Origin of the sequence: Pantoea sp. GL120224-02, from assembly GCF_900215395.1 — a bacterium.
GTDB classification, from domain to species: domain Bacteria; phylum Pseudomonadota; class Gammaproteobacteria; order Enterobacterales; family Enterobacteriaceae; genus Pantoea; species Pantoea communis.
The window spans coordinates 141,793-160,521 of record NZ_OBEC01000002.1 but is presented as its reverse complement, the minus strand read 5'-3'; the positions used below and the strand labels follow the sequence as shown (position 1 = coordinate 160,521).

The 18,729-nt window shown below is 52.7% G+C and carries 18 protein-coding genes; 9 read left to right on the top strand and 9 right to left on the bottom strand.

The features are described from left to right. Positions 1–144: 144 nt before the first annotated feature. Genes CRO33_RS05625 through nagB form a run of 4 tightly spaced genes read right to left on the bottom strand, consistent with a single transcriptional unit; the run spans position 145 to position 4,174 of the window. Entirely contained in the window at positions 145–897 is a 753-nt protein-coding gene (locus tag CRO33_RS05625; protein ID WP_034829095.1) for an HAD-IIA family hydrolase, read from the bottom strand. Between the two features lie 39 nt (positions 898–936). Then, entirely contained in the window at positions 937–2,157 is a 1,221-nt protein-coding gene (gene nagC, locus CRO33_RS05620) for a DNA-binding transcriptional regulator NagC (protein WP_034829098.1), read from the bottom strand. 7 nt (positions 2,158–2,164) lie between these two features. After that, complete coding sequence (nagA, locus tag CRO33_RS05615) at positions 2,165–3,313, bottom strand: N-acetylglucosamine-6-phosphate deacetylase (RefSeq protein WP_097117428.1); 1,149 nt, start codon at positions 3,311–3,313, stop codon at positions 2,165–2,167. A 60-nt stretch (positions 3,314–3,373) separates the two neighbouring features. After that, positions 3,374–4,174 (bottom strand): glucosamine-6-phosphate deaminase, encoded by an 801-nt coding sequence (gene nagB, locus CRO33_RS05610; RefSeq protein ID WP_034829102.1) that lies wholly within the window; start codon positions 4,172–4,174, stop codon positions 3,374–3,376. A gap of 343 nt (positions 4,175–4,517) precedes the next feature. Between nagB and nagE the strand changes: the two genes are divergently transcribed. The 3 genes from nagE (at position 4,518) to CRO33_RS05595 (ending at position 8,991) form a co-directional block, all read left to right on the top strand. Continuing rightward, positions 4,518–6,542, top strand: a complete 2,025-nt coding sequence (nagE, locus tag CRO33_RS05605; RefSeq protein ID WP_045816530.1) for an N-acetylglucosamine-specific PTS transporter subunit IIBC — start codon at positions 4,518–4,520, stop codon at positions 6,540–6,542. A gap of 151 nt (positions 6,543–6,693) precedes the next feature. Beyond that, positions 6,694–8,361: a glutamine--tRNA ligase gene (glnS, locus tag CRO33_RS05600; protein WP_097117427.1), complete on the top strand. Its 1,668-nt coding sequence runs from the start codon at positions 6,694–6,696 to the stop codon at positions 8,359–8,361. Positions 8,362–8,595: 234 nt separating this feature from the next. After that, entirely contained in the window at positions 8,596–8,991 is a 396-nt protein-coding gene (locus CRO33_RS05595) for a hypothetical protein (protein ID WP_038648263.1), read from the top strand. A gap of 61 nt (positions 8,992–9,052) precedes the next feature. Here CRO33_RS05595 and fur read toward each other — a convergent pair whose 3' ends face one another. From fur to ybfF, 4 genes are all read right to left on the bottom strand, one after another. Further along, positions 9,053–9,502: a ferric iron uptake transcriptional regulator gene (gene fur, locus CRO33_RS05590; protein WP_058962149.1), complete on the bottom strand. Its 450-nt coding sequence runs from the start codon at positions 9,500–9,502 to the stop codon at positions 9,053–9,055. A gap of 355 nt (positions 9,503–9,857) precedes the next feature. After that, positions 9,858–10,388: a flavodoxin FldA gene (fldA, locus tag CRO33_RS05585; protein ID WP_034829111.1), complete on the bottom strand. Its 531-nt coding sequence runs from the start codon at positions 10,386–10,388 to the stop codon at positions 9,858–9,860. A 135-nt stretch (positions 10,389–10,523) separates the two neighbouring features. Then, entirely contained in the window at positions 10,524–10,799 is a 276-nt protein-coding gene (gene ybfE / locus CRO33_RS05580) for a LexA regulated protein (protein ID WP_097117426.1), read from the bottom strand. Positions 10,800–10,967: 168 nt separating this feature from the next. Beyond that, entirely contained in the window at positions 10,968–11,732 is a 765-nt protein-coding gene (gene ybfF / locus CRO33_RS05575) for an esterase (RefSeq protein ID WP_097117425.1), read from the bottom strand. A gap of 248 nt (positions 11,733–11,980) precedes the next feature. Here ybfF and seqA point away from each other — a divergent pair, with 248 nt between their 5' ends. Together seqA and pgm are read left to right on the top strand one after the other, a co-directional pair. Continuing rightward, positions 11,981–12,526, top strand: coding sequence for a replication initiation negative regulator SeqA (gene seqA / locus CRO33_RS05570; RefSeq protein WP_058962146.1), 546 nt, complete (start codon positions 11,981–11,983; stop codon positions 12,524–12,526). Positions 12,527–12,551: 25 nt separating this feature from the next. Beyond that, on the top strand, positions 12,552–14,192 hold the full coding sequence (pgm, locus tag CRO33_RS05565) for a phosphoglucomutase (alpha-D-glucose-1,6-bisphosphate-dependent) (RefSeq protein ID WP_097117424.1): 1,641 nt from the start codon (positions 12,552–12,554) through the stop codon (positions 14,190–14,192). A gap of 79 nt (positions 14,193–14,271) precedes the next feature. On the opposite strand, the gene kdpE is transcribed toward pgm, so the two are convergent. After that, on the bottom strand, positions 14,272–14,946 hold the full coding sequence (gene kdpE / locus CRO33_RS05560; protein ID WP_034829121.1) for a two-component system response regulator KdpE: 675 nt from the start codon (positions 14,944–14,946) through the stop codon (positions 14,272–14,274). 245 nt (positions 14,947–15,191) lie between these two features. Here kdpE and CRO33_RS05555 point away from each other — a divergent pair, with 245 nt between their 5' ends. The 4 genes from CRO33_RS05555 (at position 15,192) to CRO33_RS05540 (ending at position 18,708) form a co-directional block, all read left to right on the top strand. Next, on the top strand, positions 15,192–15,392 hold the full coding sequence (locus CRO33_RS05555; RefSeq protein WP_058962143.1) for a YbfA family protein: 201 nt from the start codon (positions 15,192–15,194) through the stop codon (positions 15,390–15,392). 153 nt (positions 15,393–15,545) lie between these two features. Continuing rightward, entirely contained in the window at positions 15,546–16,502 is a 957-nt protein-coding gene (locus CRO33_RS05550; protein ID WP_097117423.1) for a YbgA family protein, read from the top strand. 12 nt (positions 16,503–16,514) lie between these two features. Beyond that, a complete protein-coding gene (gene phrB, locus CRO33_RS05545) occupies positions 16,515–17,942 on the top strand; it encodes a deoxyribodipyrimidine photo-lyase (RefSeq protein ID WP_097117422.1) in 1,428 nt (475 codons plus the stop codon). A gap of 22 nt (positions 17,943–17,964) precedes the next feature. Beyond that, a complete protein-coding gene (locus CRO33_RS05540; protein WP_097117421.1) occupies positions 17,965–18,708 on the top strand; it encodes a type 2 GTP cyclohydrolase I in 744 nt (247 codons plus the stop codon). Positions 18,709–18,729: the final 21 nt, after the last annotated feature.

The window sequence follows — 18,729 nt, the reverse complement described above, 5'->3', positions numbered from 1 at the left end:
TAGATGGCGTCTAATGAATTGGCGTTTTGGATGATTTCCTGCGCAATTAATGGTGCACAGAATCATAATAAAGGGATGTAAAAACAAACGCCCTGCTCACACGACGTACGGGCAGGGCGATAAGTAAACGCGATAAGAGAAGGTTTAGAACAGGTCGATATCGGCCACTGAAGGGTAAATCCAGTCAGGGCGGAAAGGCATCGCATCAATGTCACTCAGCGTCGAAACCCCGGAGAGCACCAGAATGGTTTCCAGGCCCGCCTGGAATCCGGCCAGAATATCGGTGCGCAGGTTATCGCCGACAATCACCGTCTCTTCCGAGTGGGCATGCATCTTATTTAGCGCAGCACGCATGATATACGGGCTCGGCTTACCGACGTAAAACGGTTTGCGACCGGAGATGGTTTCGATACCGGCGCAGAGTGCACCGCAGGCTGGCACAAAACCGCGTGCGTGGGTATCCGGGTTGGTGGCGATAAAGCGTGCGCCATTAGCGACAAAGAAAGCCGCTTTATGCATCATTTCCCAGTTAAAGGAGCGCGTCTCCCCAACAATCACAAAATCGGGATTCACATCGGTGATGGTAAATCCGGCTTTATACAGTTCGTGAATCAGCGCGCCTTCGCCAATCACGTAGGCTTTTTTGCCTTCCTGACGACGCAGGAAATCGGCTGTCGCCATCGCCGAGGTATAGAACACGGAATCCGGTACCTCGACACCCGCATTGGCAAAACGGTTTGCCAGATCCTGAGCGGTTTGCGACGGATAGTTGGTCAGCACCACCAGCGGCATCTCTTTTTCAAGGATACGCTGCAGAAACTCATTCGCGCCTTTCACGGCGGTATTGTCGTGCATCAACACGCCGTCGATGTCACAGATTACGCTTTTGATGGTCATATTGGCTTCCGGTCGGGCCCGCCAGACGGCAGGCTTCAATTATTCTTCCAGCAGATGCTGCAGCAAAATACCATTCAGCATCGCACGTTTCGCCAGGGCAAAGGCGCCAATAGCGGAACGGTGATCCAGTTCGGAACGCACCACCGGCAGGTTTTTGCGGAAGGCATTCAGCGCCTGGGTATTAATGCAGCCTTCAATTGCCGGGAACAGCACTTTGTCTGCGTCGGTGATTTCCCCCGCCAATACCACCTTTTGTGGATTGAACAGGTTAATGGCAATCGCAATCGCTTTCCCGAGGTAGCGTCCCACGTATTCGATCACTTCGCAGGCCAGCGCGTCTCCCTGATTAGCGGCACGACAGATTTGTGGCATCAGACAGTTATCCAGCGTCAACGTGCTCGGATAGCCCTGATTGAGCAGATGGCGCACGCGATTCTCAATCGCGCCGTTGGCGGCAATCGTTTCCAGACAGCCAAAGTTGCCGCAGTGGCAGCGCTCACCCAATGGATCGACCTGGATGTGGCCAATTTCGCCCACGTTGCCGTTGCTGCCAAGGAAAATATGGCCGTTAGCGATGATGCCCGCGCCGGTACCGCGATGTAAACGCACCAGAATGGAGTCTGCACAGTCACGACTTGCACCGAAATAGTGCTCCGCCAGCGCCAGACTACGGATATCGTGACCGACAAAGCTGGTGACGTTAAAGCGTTTCTGCAAGCTGGATACCAGCGGCCAGTGGCTGACAGCGATGTGCGGCATATAGCGAATAATGCCGTTAATCGGGTCCACCAGGCCTGGCAGAATCACCGCGATCGCGATTAATTCATGAATCTTGCGTTGATGCGCCGCCATAAATGCCGTGATGGCATTGAACAGCGCATTCTCCAGCGTTTCCTGGGTGCGCTCAGGCAGGGGATAATCTTCCTGCGCCAGCGATTTTCCGCTCAGATCGAATAATGTCAGCGTGGCATCATTGCGTCCTAAGCGAACGCCGATGGTATGAAAATGGCGAGTTTCGGTAATGATGGAAATGGCGCGGCGACCACCGGTAGAGGCTTGTTGCTCTACCTCTTTGATCAGGCCGCGCTCAATAAGCTGGCGGGTAATTTTCGTGACGCTGGCGGGCGCAAGCTGGCTGAGATCGGCAATCTGTATACGCGATATCGGCCCTTGTTGATCAATTAGCCGGTAAACGGCTGCACTATTGAGTTGTTTGACAAGATCGACATTTCCTATTTGAGTCTGGCCGCCAGTGGTCATTCAGTACTTACTCGCTGAGGACGTCGTCTCCATTGACTAACGTCTTAGTGATTTGATAATCGCGGGTAAAGACAGTGAGGTTAGCGACTTTTCCTGCTGTCACTGAACCCAGCTGTTTTTCCACACCCATTGCCTTGGCCGGGTAGAGCGTTGCCATGCGCAAAGCTTCATCCAGCGCGATACCACAATGTTCTACGCTGTTTTGCACCGCTTCAATCATGGTGAGCGCAGAACCGCTTAAGGTACCGTTTTCGTCAACGCAAAGGCCGTCGCGATAGTATATTGTTTTGCCTGCAAAAATGAATTTATCAATTGACGCGCCAGCGGGTGCGGTCGCATCCGTTACCAACACCAGCTTGTCACCTTTGATGCGCTTTGCATTACGCACGTTAGCGTAGTGGACATGTAAACCATCCGCAATGATGCCGCAGTATACATCAGGTGAATCAAACAGCGCACCGATCAGACCAGGTTCACGCCCTGCAAAGGTTGGCATGGCATTATAAAGGTGAGTGGCAAAAGAGACACCGGCACTGAAGCCCGCTTTGGCTTCTTCGTAAGTGGCGTTTGAATGGCCCGCAGAGACAATAATGCCGGCATTGCGCAGCTTGCCAATCACATCGGCACCGGCATTTTCTGGCGCCAGCGTCACTTTGGTGATCACGTCTGCGTTGGCGCAAAGAAAATCGACCATCTCCGCATCGGGCAGACGAATCAAATCTGGATTATGGGTACCTTTTTTGGCTTTGTTCAGCCATGGACCTTCCAGGTGCAGACCTAACGCCTGATTAGGGTGTTTGGCCAGATAGGCGCGCATGGTTTCGATGGCACGCTTCATCAAAGCATTGGTGCTGGTGATCAGCGTTGGCAGATAGCTGGTGCAGCCTGATTTTTCGTTGGCACGCTGCATGATTTCCAGCGTTTCCACGCTCAGTGCGTCGATATCATCGTTGAACTGCACGCCGCCGCAGCCGTTTAACTGTAAATCAATAAATCCGGGAGCGATAAACGCACCAGCCACATCCTGCTGTGCAATCGTTGCGTCAAGCGCCTCTCGTGGGCACACTCGCTCAATCAGGCCATCCGCAATCACCACTGCATGATTGTCCAGAATTTCATGACCGGTAAAAATCCGGCCGTTCACTAATGCGTACATCGTTTTTCTCTCCCGGCTAAGCCTGCCGCATTAAGGCAGCAGGTTTTTCACAACGTGTTCTCACACACCTTTCATATTTTCCGCTTCCATTTCGCGGAAATATTTCACGGTTTTCACTTTCAGTTCCATGGTGGCCGGTTCGTCACACACCACCACAGATTTCGCATGCAGCTGCAGACAGCTGATGGTCCACATGTGATTAACGTTACCTTCTACAGCGGCCTGCAACGCCTGCGCTTTCAGATGGCCCGTCACCAGAATCATCACTTCTTCAGCATCCAGTAACGTGCCCACACCTACGGTCAGGGCGTATTTTGGCACCTGATCCACATCACCATTAAAGAAGCGCGAGTTAGCGATACGGGTATCGTGCGTCAGGGTTTTAATGCGGGTGCGGGAAGAGAGTGAAGAAGCCGGCTCGTTAAAGGCAATGTGTCCATCGTTGCCCACGCCGCCCATAAACAGATTAATTTTACCGTAAGAGCGAATCTTCTCTTCGTACTGGCGACATTCTGCGTCAATATCTGGCGCATTGCCATTCAGAAGATTGATATTTTCTGGTTGGATATCAACGTGATCGAAAAAGTTGCGGTACATGAAGCTGTGGTAGCTTTCCGGATGCTCTTTTGGCAGGCCCACGTATTCATCCATATTGAACGTCACCACATGCTTGAAACTAACCTGGCCCGCTTTGTGCATATCAATCAGGTGCTTGTAAGCTTCCAGTGGCGTACCACCGGTTGGCAAGCCCAGCACGAAAGGACGTTCTGCGCTAGGCTTAAACGCATTAATGCGGTTAACAATGTGGCGTGCAGCCCATTTACCCACCTGGGTCGGTGTGGCCAAAGGGATCAGTCTCATGTCTTCACCTCAATTAAGATTAGGAAAATGTTGTCGCCGATGCTGGTTTAGGTTGCTGCCATTAAGCGTAATCGGTTTAAGCGCAACCAGCAGGGAAAAGTGCGACCTGATATTTTTCATCATAAAATAAGTTTGTGGTGGTGGCTAGCATTTCGCAGTGATAAACGTCCATTATGGTGATTAAAGTCACAGTTACTGTGGTTTTAATTTGCGAGGCGAATTAATTTATCTTTACACTGCGCCTCGTGGTGAAAGATGTCATCAAGGTACCGAGCGTAGGGATAATAAAATCAACCCGCGCTACGGCAAAACGCCAGTCTCATAGGGGGAGAAAAAGGTGAGTATTTTAGGATATCTGCAAAAGGTCGGCCGCGCGCTTATGGTGCCGGTAGCGACACTGCCGGCAGCGGCAATCTTGATGGGGGTAGGGTATTGGATTGATCCAGACAGTTGGGGTGCAGGCAATGCGCTGGCCGCTCTGCTGATCAAGTCCGGTTCTGCCATTATCGAAAATATGTCAGTGCTGTTTGCCATCGGTGTGGCTTACGGTATGTCCAAAGATAAAGATGGTGCGGCCGCGTTAACCGGCTTCGTGGGCTTCCTGGTGGTGACGACACTCTGTTCACCTGCCGCAGTAGCGATGATTCAGAAGATTCCGGTCGATCAGGTGCCTGCTGCCTTCGGCAAGATCAACAACCAGTTCGTGGGTATTCTGGTCGGTATTCTCTCCGCTGAAGTGTATAACCGCTTTAGCCATGTTGAGTTGCCCAAAGCGCTGTCGTTCTTCAGCGGGCGCCGTTTGGTGCCGATCCTTGTCTCATTCCTGATGATCGTTGTGGCGTTTATCCTGATGTACATCTGGCCAATCATCTTCGGCGGCCTGGTGAACTTCGGTGAGCACATTCAGAAAATGGGCTCGGTGGGCGCAGGCGTGTACGCCTTCTTTAACCGCTTGCTGATTCCGGTCGGTCTGCATCACGCACTGAACTCCGTATTCTGGTTTGACGTGGCAGGCATTAACGATATTCCTAAGTTCCTTGGCGGTGCACAATCAATCGCGAATGGCACGGGTATCCCGGGCATCACCGGTCGCTATCAGGCGGGCTTCTTCCCGATCATGATGTTTGGCTTGCCGGGTGCAGCATTGGCTATCTTCCACTGCGCACGTCCAGAAAACCGCGCGAAAGTCGGCGGTATTATGCTGGCTGCGGCCTTCGCGGCCTTCTTCACGGGGATCACTGAACCGCTGGAATTCTCCTTCATGTTCGTGGCACCGGTTTTGTATGTGATCCATGCCGTATTGACCGGTATCTCGGTATTTATTGCTGCGAGCATGCACTGGATTGCAGGCTTCGGCTTCAGTGCCGGTTTGGTGGATATGGTGCTGTCAACGCGTAACCCGCTGGCGGTGAATTGGTGGATGCTGATTCCACAAGGTCTGGTGTTCTTCGCCATCTACTATGTGGTGTTCCGTTTCACTATTCAGAAATTCAACCTGATGACCCCGGGCCGCGAATTGTCTGCGGGTGATGAAACTGATGGTTATGACGTTAACGTCGACCATAGTGGTAATGGTGAAAGCCAGACCGAATCACTGGCACGTCGTTACATTGCCGCCATCGGCGGTTCAGACAACCTGACCAACATCGATGCCTGCATTACTCGTCTGCGTCTGAACGTCAAAGACTCAGCCCAGGTGAATGAAGGCGTGGCGAAACGTTTGGGTGCGTCTGGTGTGATTCGTTTGAACAAGCAGAGCGTACAGGTGATTGTCGGCACACAGGCTGAAAGCATCGCCTCCGCAATGAAAACGGTATTGAGCAAAGGCCCGGTTGCTGCGGCTTCCGCTCCTGCCGCCGCTGCGCCGGTCGCGACTAAACCCCAGGCCGTGCTGAACACTGAAAAAGCGGTGATTGCTACGCTGGTGGCACCAGTGACCGGTGAGATTGTCGCGCTCGACGCGGTGCCGGATGAGGCGTTCGCCAGCAAAGCGGTGGGCGATGGTCTGGCAATCAAACCAACCGACAAAACCGTGGTGGCACCGATTGCCGGTACCGTGGTGAAAATCTTCAACACCAACCATGCGTTCTGTCTGGAAGCCGCTAACGGCGTTGAGATCGTGGTGCACATGGGCCTGGACACCGTGGCGCTGGAAGGAAAAGGCTTCACACGTCTGGTGGAAGAGGGGGCAACCGTCACTGCCGGTCAGCCGATTCTGGAGATGGATCTGGACTTCCTCAACGCCAACGCGCGCTCAATGATTAGCCCGGTGGTGGTCAGCAACAGCGATGATTTCGCCGGACTGAATCTGCTGGCCAGCGGTTCAGTGGTTGCAGGTGTGACACCGTTGTATGAAGTGAAAAACTAAGTCCTTGTGATTTAGCCAGAAGGCAGGAAGCAATTCCTGCCTTTTTTGTTTTAAAACGACCAACAAACGGTTGTTTCCCTCCTGCGCTTTGTGGATCATACTCCGTTACTTCGTGGTACAAATCACCCGCTATTGTTTTGAGGATTTTGAGATGAGTGAGGCTGAAGCCCGCCCAACGAACTTTATTCGTCAGATCATCGACGAAGACTTGGCGAGCGGTAAGCACAGCAGTGTGCATACCCGTTTCCCGCCTGAGCCCAATGGTTATCTGCATATTGGCCATGCGAAATCTATCTGCCTGAACTTTGGTATCGCCCAAGATTATCAAGGACAGTGCAACCTGCGTTTTGACGATACTAACCCGGTGAAAGAAGACCTGGAGTTCGTTGAATCCATCAAGCGTGACGTGCAATGGCTGGGCTTTGAGTGGAGCGGCAACATTCGTTACTCCTCAGACTATTTCGACCAACTGTTTAACTACGCCGTTGAGCTGATCAATAAAGGTCTGGCTTACGTTGATGAGTTGTCTGCGGAAGAGATCCGTGAATATCGCGGCACCCTGACTGCGCCGGGTAAAAACAGCCCGTACCGCGACCGCAGCGTGGAAGAGAACCTCGCGCTGTTCCAGAAAATGCGTGATGGCGGTTTCGAGGAAGGTAAAGCTTGTCTGCGTGCCAAAATCGACATGGCTTCCAGCTTTATCGTGATGCGCGATCCGGTGCTATACCGCATTAAGTTTGCCGATCATCATCAGACCGGTGATAAGTGGTGCATCTACCCGATGTACGACTTTACCCACTGCATTTCGGATGCGATCGAAGGCATTACGCACTCACTGTGTACGCTGGAGTTCCAGGACAACCGTCGTCTGTACGATTGGGTGCTGGACAACATCACCATTCCACAGCATCCGCGCCAGTACGAATTCTCGCGTCTGAATCTGGAATACGCGGTGACGTCGAAGCGTAAGCTGACGCAGCTGGTCACCGAGAAAGTGGTGGAAGGCTGGGATGATCCGCGCATGCTGACCGTTTCAGGCCTGCGCCGTCGTGGTTACAGCGCAGCTTCAATTCGTGAGTTCTGCCGCCGCATCGGCGTGACTAAACAGGACAACATCGTTGAGATGGCGTCACTGGAATCCTGTATTCGTGACGATCTCAATGAGAACGCACCACGCGCGATGGCGGTACTTGACCCGTTGAAAGTGGTGATCGAAAACCTGCCCGCCGGCCACGAAGAAACGCTGACCATGCCTAATCATCCAAACAAGCCGGAGATGGGCACGCGTGAAGTGTCGTTCAGCCGTGAAGTGTGGATCGATCGCGCTGACTTCCGTGAAGAAGCCAACAAACAGTACAAACGTTTGGTTCTGGGCAAAGAAGTGCGTCTGCGCAATGCTTATGTGATTCGTGCTGAGCGTGTGGCGAAAGACGAAGAGGGTAACATTACCTGCATCTATGCCACTTGTGATGTTGACACCCTGAGCAAGGATCCGGCGGATGGTCGCAAAGTGAAAGGTGTGATCCACTGGGTTTCCGCCATTCATGGACTGCCAGCTGAGTTCCGTCTTTACGACCGTCTGTTCAGCGTGCCAAACCCCGCGGCGGCTGAGGATTTCCTCACCACCATTAACCCGAACTCGCTGGAGATCAAACAGGGCTTCGTGGAGTCTGGTTTGCGTGAAGCGGCCACTACCGCAGCTTATCAGTTTGAACGTGAAGGTTATTTCTGTGCCGATAGCGTCTACTCACAGCCGGGTAAATTGGTGTTTAACCGCACGGTTGGACTGCGCGATACTTTCGCGAAGATTGGCGAGTAATATCTTTCGTCGATAGCACAATATGATCATGAAAGGGCGAGCAATCGCCCTTTTTTATTGCCTGTAATTCGCCACGGGCAATCAATTATGCTGAAGGCCGGAAGCTGAGCTTGTTGTCTATTTTGCGAGAATTCTGACTTTAGCAAAATTAACCCATTTGCGAGTGTGAAAAATTGTATTTCAGGTAGGCTATGCGCTTTAAATAGAGCTCTGCGGGTTATCAAAGGAAAAAAAATGACAAGTCTCGCCCTGGAAGCTAAGCATAGTGTGGTGGTATTACATCAGCTTATTGAACGTGTTTTTAACCAGGTAGAAGGCAGTGATGACAGCATGGAACTGCTTTTGTCACACTTTCACCCGGATTTCAAAATGGTGACGCCGCTGGGTAAGCAGCTGGATCTGAATGAGACCGAAGTGCTGTTTCGCAAACTGCACGGTCAGCGGGAAGGGCTGCGCATTGCCACCAGTGAGCATGCCATCATTTCTCAACAGAGCCAGGAAGTGACGATTCAGTATCGTGAACTGCAGATGTTGAACGGCACCCATCAAACGCGCATCTCTTTGGCTGTGCTGGATTGCAGCACCACCATTCCTCGCTGGCGCTACCTCCACGAGACCTTTATCGCTTGATAACAGGCATAAAAAAACCGGTGACCAGCACCGGTTTTTTTATATTGCATAGCACACTCAATTACTTATCGTGGAGCGTCTCGTCTTCGCGGCAGTCTCCCAGTGCACAGTGGCCGTACAAATACAGGCTGTGGTTACTGAGTTTAATGCCATGGCGAGTGGCAATCTCACGCTGACGCGTTTCGATTGATTCATCGCTGAATTCGATCACTTTGCCACAATCCAGGCAGATCAAGTGGTCATGGTGATGCTGCTGAGTCAGTTCGAATACGGATTTGCCGCCTTCGAAGTTATGACGGGTGACGATACCCGCGTCATCAAACTGGTTAAGAACGCGATATACCGTTGCCAGGCCAATCTCTTCGCCCATATCGATCAGGCGCTTATACAAATCTTCCGCACTGACGTGATGGGACTCGGGGCCCGGTCCCTGAAGCACTTCCAAAATTTTCAATCTTGGGAGAGTGACTTTCAGGCCAGCCTTCTTCAATGCGGAGTTGTTGTCAGTCATTCGGATATTGTCCTGTTACTTTGCATGTCACTTACGGCGCAGGGGCCTTGAATGTTTAGGTCACGCGTATTCTCATTTGCGTCTCATTATAGAACTCAAGCAGTGAAATGAAAACCGGGGTATCGCGCAAATCAACAAAAGTCGTAAGGTTAAACATCGCCTACGTCAGCGCGGAACGGTGTGGTTTGGGTTTCCATTTCACTCAGCCTCAGTCAACAATCAGAGGAATAAGCGGATGACCATTGCGGGTATTCTACAGATTTGCGGGGAAAAGTTAAAAAACCGTAGCTATTATTTTTATAGGAAATTCCTTTGTCCCAATGTGAGCCAGCGCTCACATTGGGGAGGCGAGGCATCAGGCTTCAATGATCTCTTTTAACTGCAGCTCATCAAAAATCTGTTTCACCCAGGCATCAACACGTTCATTGGTCAGCTCAGGTTGACGGTCTTCGTCAATCGCCAGGCCGAGGAAGTGTTTGTCATCGGCCAGACCTTTTGAGGCTTCAAAATGATAGCCCTCAGTCGGCCAGTGGCCCACAATCACCGCGCCATTTGGCTCAATGATGTCGCGAATCGTGCCCATCGCATCACAGAAATATTCTGCGTAGTCTTCCTGGTCGCCACAACCAAACAGCGCCACCAGTTTGCCATTAAAGTCGATCTCTTCCAGCGTAGGGAAGAAGTCATCCCAGTCACACTGTGCTTCGCCGTAATACCAGGTAGGAATGCCCAGCAGCAGGATGTCGAACGCTGCGAGATCTTCTTTAGTGCTCTTAGCAATGTCATGCACTTCGGCGACATCTTTACCCAGTTGTTTCTGGATCATTTTTGCAATGTTTTCAGTGTTGCCGGTATCGCTGCCGAAGAAAATGCCTACGATTGCCATGGGTTAAGTAACCTCTTAAAGCCTGATTGTGAAAGTAAGTCAATTGACTGCACATGTTAGCGAATGATAGCAGACCGTTGAAAAGGGCGGAACGAGTAAAGCTTGAACTTTGTGTTCCTGCGTGCGGTCAGCGCGCTAAGACAGTTTGAGTTGCGCCAGCAGCATTTGTTCAATCAATTCGCTGCGGCTGATGTTTTGTTGCTCGGCCAGCGTGTTCAGGGCGTCAACCGCTTCGCTGGACATTTTCAGCTCAACACGACGCAGCCCTCGCACTTTATCGCGCTTGAGCTGGTTACGTTTGTTGATACGCAACTGTTCGTCACGTGTCAGCAGGCTGGTTTTGGGTCGACCAGGACGCCGCTCGTTTGCAAAAAGATCAAGCGTGGTACGGTCTGTCTGTTCTTTTGCCATGATTTGTGAAACTGAGTGGGCGCGAACGGCGGAAAGGCGCTGCGCGATTTATACATTATCGGCCCGACCACGGCGAAAAAATCATCCGCGGCAAATTTTTAGCGCGACATCATACTCCAGCACCATCCGCGACGCCAACCCTAAACCGCATACGGCAAGCTTTTGCTTTTACAGGTTAAAAAAGCGACGAACTGCGCGCAAAACCGCATCAGGTTTTTCAGCATGTACCCAATGACCGGCCCCGCTAATCACGTGTGCGTGTGCCTGCGGGAACTGACGCAGCAGTGCATCGCGGTGCTGATTGTCGAGGTAAGGAGAATCGCCACCGCGGATAAACAATGCGGGATGTGGCCAGGCGGGAACTTCTTCCCAGCCAGAAATCGTGGTGTAGTTGTCCCACAGCACCGGCACGTTAAAGCGCCATTCACCCTCGACAAAGGACTTGAGGATAAACTGAATCACCCCCTCTTCAGTGACATGTTGACGCATCACCTCGGCCGCTTCGCTACGACGCGTTACACCCGCGGCGGTGACGGCGCGAATACCGGCAAAGATTTCATCGTGGCGGCGGGTTTGGTAATCCACGGGCGCGATATCGATCAGCACCATCTTCTCAATACGTTCGGGGGCCACTGCGCTCAATGCCATGGCGATCTTACCGCCCATCGAGTGGCCTATCACGCCAGCGCGTTCAATCTGGTGTGCATCCAGCGTCTCCACGATATCTTGCGCCATGGCGTGATAATTCATCACCTCACTGCGCTCAGATAAACCATGGTTGCGTACGTCCACTTGTAGCGTGGGGCGAGCATCCCGTACGCCGCGTGCCAGCACGCCAAGGTTATCCAGGCTGCCAAACAGGCCATGAATTAACAGAATCGGGGACGCTTCAGGGGGAGATTGTTCAGTTTGCAGACGGGCGTTCAAAATCATGGCTAAAGTTCTTACGGTTGTGACCTTGGCTTAGGGTATCATGGATTCACCTGTCCAGGAGCCAGCCGGCCAGGCATTAGGGCATATTCCGACTTTTGCCCTGAAACGACGCCAGCGCTATCGGCTGCCACGGATTTAACTTTATAATCCTTATGTTAGAGCCCGCTCACGTTTTGCACAGCTCGATTTTGCTAAGGCCGTTGCAATAATGCGTGGTTCTGTCATTTGCCAGAATTGTACGGAATAAGATGAAAACGATTGAAGTTGACGAAGAACTCTACCGTTATATTGCCAGCCACACGCAGCACATTGGTGAAAGCGCCTCCGATATTTTGCGCCGCATGCTGAAGTTTACCGCGGGCCAGACCGCACCGACTGCACCTGTCGCTGCGGCTTCGGCTTCGGTCAAGGAAGCGCAGCCAGTGCGCAGCGAAGCGCGTCCTCAGGATCGCGTACGCGCCGTGCGTGAACTGCTGCTCTCTGATGAGTATGCTGAGCAGAATAAGGCGGTTAATCGCTTTATGCTGGTACTGTCAACGCTCTATCGTCTTGATCCAGCAGCCTTTGCTGAAGCCACTGCCTCGCTGCAGGGCCGCACTCGCGTCTATTTTGCGGGTGACGAGCACACACTGCTGCAAAATGGCACCCATACTAAGCCGAAGCACGTTCCCGGCACACCGTACTGGGTGATCACCAATACCAATACAGGCCGCAAATGCAGCATGGTGGAACACATCATGCTGGCTATGCAGTTCCCACAGGAACTGACAGAGAAAGTTCGCGGCACCATTTAAACTGAAGCGTCAGGGAGAAGCGTCAATGGCCAATCACCCCCGTGCCGGGCAGCCTGCCCAGCAGAGCGATTTGATTAACGTTGCACAATTAACCTCGCAGTATTACGTCCTGAAGCCCGATACGGCTAACCCGGACCATGCGGTGAAATTTGGCACTTCTGGCCACCGCGGCAGCGCGGGACGCCAAAGCTTCAATGAAGTGCACATTCTGGCGATTGCGCAAGCCATCGCAGAAGAGCGCAAAAAGAATGGCATCACCGGTCCGTGCTACGTGGGTAAAGATACTCACGCACTGTCTGAGCCGGCGATTCTGTCGGTGCTGGAAGTGCTGGCGGCGAACGGTGTAGATGTGATCGTGCAGCAGGATAATGGCTACACGCCAACGCCGGCGATCTCCAACGCCATTCTGGAACACAACAAACGCGGTGGCGCGCAGGCGGACGGTATCGTCATCACGCCTTCACACAACCCGCCAGAAGATGGTGGCATCAAGTACAACCCGCCAAACGGCGGTCCGGCTGATACCAACGTCACCAAGGTGGTGGAAGATCGCGCTAACCAGCTGATCAAAGGCGAACTGAAAGACGTGAAACGTCTGCCGCTGGATCAGGCCTGGGCAAGCGGCCATATCGTTGAGCAGGATCTGATTCAGCCCTATGTTGAAGGTCTGGCTGAAGTCATTGACTTCCCGGCAATCCAGAAAGCGGGCCTGAAAATCGGCGTTGATCCATTAGGTGGCTCCGGTATCGCTTACTGGCAGCGTATTGCTGAGCACTATAAGTTGGATCTGACCATTGTTAATGATGCGGTCGATCAGACCTTCCGTTTCATGCATCTGGATAAAGATGGCGTGGTGCGTATGGACTGTTCGTCTGAGTGCGCGATGGCGGGTCTGCTGGCGTACAAAGATAAGTTCGATCTGGCGTTCGGTAACGACCCGGATTACGACCGTCACGGCATCGTCACGCCTGCGGGCCTGATGAACCCGAACCATTATCTGGCCGTGGCCATCAATTACCTGTTCCAGCATCGCCCGCAGTGGGGCAAAGATGTTGCTGTGGGTAAAACCCTGGTCTCAAGCGCAATGATTGACCGTGTGGTCAATGACATTGGTCGCAAGCTGGTTGAAGTGCCGGTTGGTTTCAAATGGTTTGTTGATGGCCTGTTTGATGGCAGCTTCGGTTTCGGCGGCGAAGAGAGCGCGGGTGCTTCCTTCCTGCGCTTCGATGGTTCCGCCTGGTCAACCGATAAAGACGGCATCATCCTGTGCCTGCTGGCAGCCGAAATCACTGCGGTGACCGGCAAGAACCCGCAGCAGCACTATGACGAACTGGCAGCACGCTTCGGCGCGCCAAGCTATAACCGTCTGCAGGCGCCGGCGACCTCAGCGCAAAAAGCGGCACTGTCTAAGCTGTCACCGGAAATGGTGAGTGCTGATACGCTGGCGGGCGATCCGATTACTGCACGTCTGACCGCTGCACCGGGCAACGGCGCGTCAATCGGTGGTCTGAAAGTGATGACCGAAAACGGCTGGTTTGCTGCGCGTCCGTCAGGCACGGAAGATGCTTACAAAATCTACTGTGAAAGCTTCCTTGGTGCTGAGCATCGCCAGCAGATCGAGAAAGAGGCTGTAGAGATTGTTAGCGAAGTGCTGAAAAACGCGTAATTAAACGTCGAGGCGCGCTATGTGCGCCTTTTCACGCGTTTTCTATGGAACGACCCATGTGACAACATGGGTCGTTTTTTTATGGCATAAACCGATAGCCGATACCGGTTTCGGTCAGCAGATGGCTGGGTTGGGTGGGATTGCTTTCCAGCTTCTGACGAAGATGTCCCATATAAATGCGCAGATAGTGGCTGTGCTCCACCGCATTCGGCCCCCACACCTGATTCAACAACTGACGTTGCGTCAGAACCTTCCCGGCATTGTTCAGCAACAAACTCAGCAGGCGAAACTCGGTGGGCGTCAGGTGAATTTCCTGTTCATTACGCAGCACGCGGCGCGCAGCCAGATCGACACTCACTTCCCCAAATTTCACGATCGGCTCAGGCTGGCTGCTTTGATGGCGACGTAACGCCACGCGCACGCGGGCCAGTAACTCGCCGATACCAAACGGCTTAGTCAGATAATCATCTGCACCGGCATCCAGTGCATCGATTTTGTCCTGCTCATCACTGCGCGCAGATAGCACAATCACCGGCATGCTGCTCCACTGGCGCACTTCACGGATAAAGTCGTTGCCGTCACCATCCGGCAGCCCAAGATCGAGGATCACTAAATCCGGCTTTCGTGTCGCTGCTTCAATCAGCCCGCGCTGTAATTGCTCCGCTTCCACAATTTTCAAACCTTCGCTTTCCAGCGCCAGGCGCACGAAACGGCGAATCTCTTTTTCATCTTCAACAATCAAGATGGTCGTCACGCTGACTCCTGCCACAGGTAAAGTTAACACGGCACTTTATCAAGAATTGGTCACCGCGTCCGTCATGATGTTTGTAACCTTGCGAGATCCCTACGTTTACAATTATGTAACTTACTTTCAGCTTAAGCCGTAAAGCACAAAAAAAGACCAAAATTAGTGGTCGGATGAGTAGTAAAATTACACAACCAGGCGTAATATCTGAGGCAGATCACATTTCAACGCAAAAATTACCCCAGGAGGCAATCATGTATCAGGCATATCCACTCTATAAAATCGTGTTGCGCCGTTTTCTGGCGGTATTGGTCGGCATACTTGCCTTGCCCGTGATGCTGTTCCGCCAGGATCGTGCCCGTTTCTATAGCTATCTGCACCGCGTCTGGTGTAAGACCAGCACCAAGCCAGTCTGGCTGGCGCAGACAGAAGCGATAGGCAGCATCCACTGGTAAGTGCTCTCTTGGCTCTCTAAGAACCCGGCAGCTTCAATCAAGCGCCGGGTTTTTTTATTCTAAACTTTGTCTGTATTCCCCGGTTACCCGCTGTTATCCCTCGCCGTTTCAGCTACACTTAAACCTCTACAAGAATTTGGAGGTTGTGCAAGTATGAGCGAAAAAATTCCTGTCGGTATCAGCGCTTGCCTGCTCGGGGATAAGGTCCGTTTTGACGGTGGCCACAAGCGTTTCGCTTTTGCAACTGAAGAACTGACTCCCTTTATCCGCTTTGAACCGGTGTGTCCGGAAATGGCAATTGGCTTGCCCACGCCGCGTCCCGCACTGCGTCTGGTCAAAGAGTCGGATGATCAAATCCATCTTTGTTTCAGTAAAGATGGCGGGCAAGAGGTGACCGATGAGATGGAACGCTGGTCGGCCGATCGTGTGAAATCGCTGCATCACCTTTGCGGCTATATTCTCTGCGCAAAATCACCCAGCTGCGGTCTTGAGCGCGTGCGCGTCTATCAGCCCGATACCAATGACAATCGCAAAGCGGGCACCGGCGTATTCACTGCCTTTCTGCAAAAAGAGATGCCATGGCTGCCTTTAGAGGAAGATGGCCGTTTACATGATGATGCTATCCGCGAAAACTTTATGGGGCGCGTGTATGCGCTGCATGAGTTCAATGAAATGTGGCGGAGCGGTTTAACCCGCCACAAGCTGATCGCCTTCCATAGTCGATACAAGTTGCTGCTGCTGTCGCATGCGCAGGATGAGTATCGCGAGATGGGGCGTTTTGTGGCGGCGATGGAACATTGGGATTCGCTGGATGATTACGCCTTTGAATACCGGATTCGCCTGATGCATTTGATGTCCCACCAGGCTTCGCGCCGTAATCACACCAATGTGCTGATGCATGTACAGGGCTACTTCCGCCCGCAGTTGTCCTCACCACAGCGCCAGGAACTGGCGCAGCTAATCGATCGTTATCGCACTGGCGTCCAGCCACTGTTGGTTCCCATCACCATGCTGAAACACTATATGGCGGAATATCCGCATCCGTGGCTGGCGCAGCAACGTTACTTTGATCCTTACCCGGAAGCGCTGCGTCTGCGCTACGGACAATAATTTCGGAGCATTATGACCACCCACTTAGTCTGGTTGCGAAACGATCTACGCATCAATGACAACACTGCGCTGGCTGCCGCTTGCCGCGACAGCCATGCCAGGGTGCTGGCGCTGTTTATTGCCACGCCTAAACAGTGGCAGCAACACCATATGGCACCCAAGCAGGCGGCCTTTATTCACCAGAATCTGTGTGCGTTGCAAGACTCACTGGCCGAGCGAGGTATTCCGTTGCATTACCATCAGTGCGATGACTTTGCCGCATCGGTGGATTATCTGAGTGAGTTTTGCGACCAGCATCAGGTGGATGAGCTTTATTACAACTATCAGTACGAGATAAATGAGCGCGAACGTGATGCTGCAGCTGAAAAGCGTCTCGATGCTCAGGGCGTAATTTGTCAGGGCTTTGATGACAGCCTGTTATTGCCGCCGGGCAGCGTGCAGACCGGCAATCACACCATGTTTAAAGTCTTCACGCCGTTCAGCCGCGCCTTTGTCCGTCGACTGCATCAGGGGTTACCGGAGTGTCATCATGCACCGAAAGCGCGCCGTGATGCGCCGATCAGTGCGGGTAAGAAAATCCCTGCTTTTGATTATCCGCAGGAAGATTTCGATGCATCGCTATTTCCGGCTGGGGAAGAGGCAGCGCTGAAGCAATTGCGCCATTTCGGCAAACAATCGGTGCAGCACTATCCCGAGGTGCGCGATTTACCGGCATTAGATGGTACCAGCCGCTTATCGCCTTATCTGGCGATTGGGGTGCTGTCTCCGCGCCAATGTTTGCATCGTATTCTGAAAGAACACCCAGATGCACTGAACGAAGGTAAAGCCTTTACCTGGCTGAATGAACTGATCTGGCGCGAGTTTTACCGTCATCTGATGGTGGCCTTTCCGGCGTTGTGTAAGCACCAGCCGTTTGTGGAGTGGACGCATAACGTACAGTGGCAAAAAAACGATGCACATCTCACGGCCTGGCAGCAGGGCAAAACCGGTTATCCCATCGTCGATGCGGCAATGCGCCAACTCAATACACTGGGCTGGATGCACAATCGCCTGCGCATGATTGTTGCCAGCTTTCTGGTAAAAGACCTGCTGATCGACTGGCATGAAGGTGAGCGCTACTTCATGCAGCAATTGATCGATGGCGATCTGGCGGCCAACAACGGCGGCTGGCAGTGGGCAGCTTCCACCGGCACCGATGCGGCACCTTATTTCCGTATTTTTAATCCCACTACTCAGGGTGAACGCTTCGACGAAAAAGGCGAATTTATCCGCCAGTGGCTGCCAGAGCTGAAAGACGTGCCGGAGAGTGATATTCATCAACCGCAGATTTGGGCGAAGAAAAATAATAAGAAACTCGATTATCCCGCACCAATCGTGGAACATAAGGACGCACGTAAAAAGACACTAGACGCCTTCGAGCGCGCGCGCAGCGCGGCCTGAGGCGGTCAGGGAGCCCTACTAAATGAATCATGTCGAGTTAGAACACATTGTTAATCAGCAGCTGAACACCAGCGCCTTCAGTGACTATGCGCCTAATGGTTTGCAGGTGGAAGGTCGCGCGGAAGTGAAAACTGTCATCACGGGCGTGACCGCGTGTCAGGCGCTGCTCGATGAAGCGGTCAAGCGCAATGCTGACGCTATCCTGGTCCATCACGGTTATTTCTGGAAGAGCGAATCGCCGCTGATTAAAGGAATGAAACGCCAGCGTCTGCATACGCTGCTGGTCAATGATATCAACCTGTATGGCTGGCACCTGCCGCTCGATGCACATCCACAGCTCGGCAACAATGCACAGCTGGCAAAGTTATTTGATATTGACGTGAAAGGGGAAATTCAGCCGCTGGTGCCGTGGGGCGAATTGACTGAACCGTTGAGCGGTGAAGCGCTGGCAGCGAAAATCGCCGAACGTTTAGGCCGGAAACCGTTGCACTGTGGTGATAATGCCCCGGCACTGATCAAACGCGTCGCCTGGTGTAGTGGCGGCGGACAGGGATTTATCGATAGCGCGGCTGCTTTTGGTGTAGATGCATTTATCACGGGCGAAGTTTCTGAGCAAACCATTCACAGCGCACGTGAACAAGGTCTGCACTTTTTCGCCGCCGGACATCATGCCACCGAGCGCGCTGGTATCAAGGCGCTGGGCGAATGGCTGGCGCAGAGCTATGGCCTCGACGTAACCTTTATTGATATCGACAATCCTGCCTGATTTTTCTCTCTCCGCGTCCTT

What these genes read in the sequence shown, in the direction of transcription:
- glnS (WP_097117427.1), top strand. Translation starts at nt 6,694, where the DNA reads ATGAGTGAGGCTGAAGCCCGCCCAACGAACTTTATTCGTCAGATCATC.
- nagB (WP_034829102.1), bottom strand. Translation starts at nt 4,174, where the DNA reads ATGAGACTGATCCCTTTGGCCACACCGACCCAGGTGGGTAAATGGGCT.
- phrB (WP_097117422.1), top strand. Translation starts at nt 16,515, where the DNA reads ATGACCACCCACTTAGTCTGGTTGCGAAACGATCTACGCATCAATGAC.
- pgm (WP_097117424.1), top strand. Translation starts at nt 12,552, where the DNA reads ATGGCCAATCACCCCCGTGCCGGGCAGCCTGCCCAGCAGAGCGATTTG.
- CRO33_RS05550 (WP_097117423.1), top strand. Translation starts at nt 15,546, where the DNA reads ATGAGCGAAAAAATTCCTGTCGGTATCAGCGCTTGCCTGCTCGGGGAT.
- CRO33_RS05625 (WP_034829095.1), bottom strand. Translation starts at nt 897, where the DNA reads ATGACCATCAAAAGCGTAATCTGTGACATCGACGGCGTGTTGATGCAC.
- ybfE (WP_097117426.1), bottom strand. Translation starts at nt 10,799, where the DNA reads ATGGCAAAAGAACAGACAGACCGTACCACGCTTGATCTTTTTGCAAAC.
- fldA (WP_034829111.1), bottom strand. Translation starts at nt 10,388, where the DNA reads ATGGCAATCGTAGGCATTTTCTTCGGCAGCGATACCGGCAACACTGAA.
- CRO33_RS05595 (WP_038648263.1), top strand. Translation starts at nt 8,596, where the DNA reads ATGACAAGTCTCGCCCTGGAAGCTAAGCATAGTGTGGTGGTATTACAT.
- nagA (WP_097117428.1), bottom strand. Translation starts at nt 3,313, where the DNA reads ATGTACGCATTAGTGAACGGCCGGATTTTTACCGGTCATGAAATTCTG.
- CRO33_RS05555 (WP_058962143.1), top strand. Translation starts at nt 15,192, where the DNA reads ATGTATCAGGCATATCCACTCTATAAAATCGTGTTGCGCCGTTTTCTG.
- seqA (WP_058962146.1), top strand. Translation starts at nt 11,981, where the DNA reads ATGAAAACGATTGAAGTTGACGAAGAACTCTACCGTTATATTGCCAGC.
- fur (WP_058962149.1), bottom strand. Translation starts at nt 9,502, where the DNA reads ATGACTGACAACAACTCCGCATTGAAGAAGGCTGGCCTGAAAGTCACT.
- CRO33_RS05540 (WP_097117421.1), top strand. Translation starts at nt 17,965, where the DNA reads ATGAATCATGTCGAGTTAGAACACATTGTTAATCAGCAGCTGAACACC.
- nagC (WP_034829098.1), bottom strand. Translation starts at nt 2,157, where the DNA reads ATGACCACTGGCGGCCAGACTCAAATAGGAAATGTCGATCTTGTCAAA.
- ybfF (WP_097117425.1), bottom strand. Translation starts at nt 11,732, where the DNA reads ATGATTTTGAACGCCCGTCTGCAAACTGAACAATCTCCCCCTGAAGCG.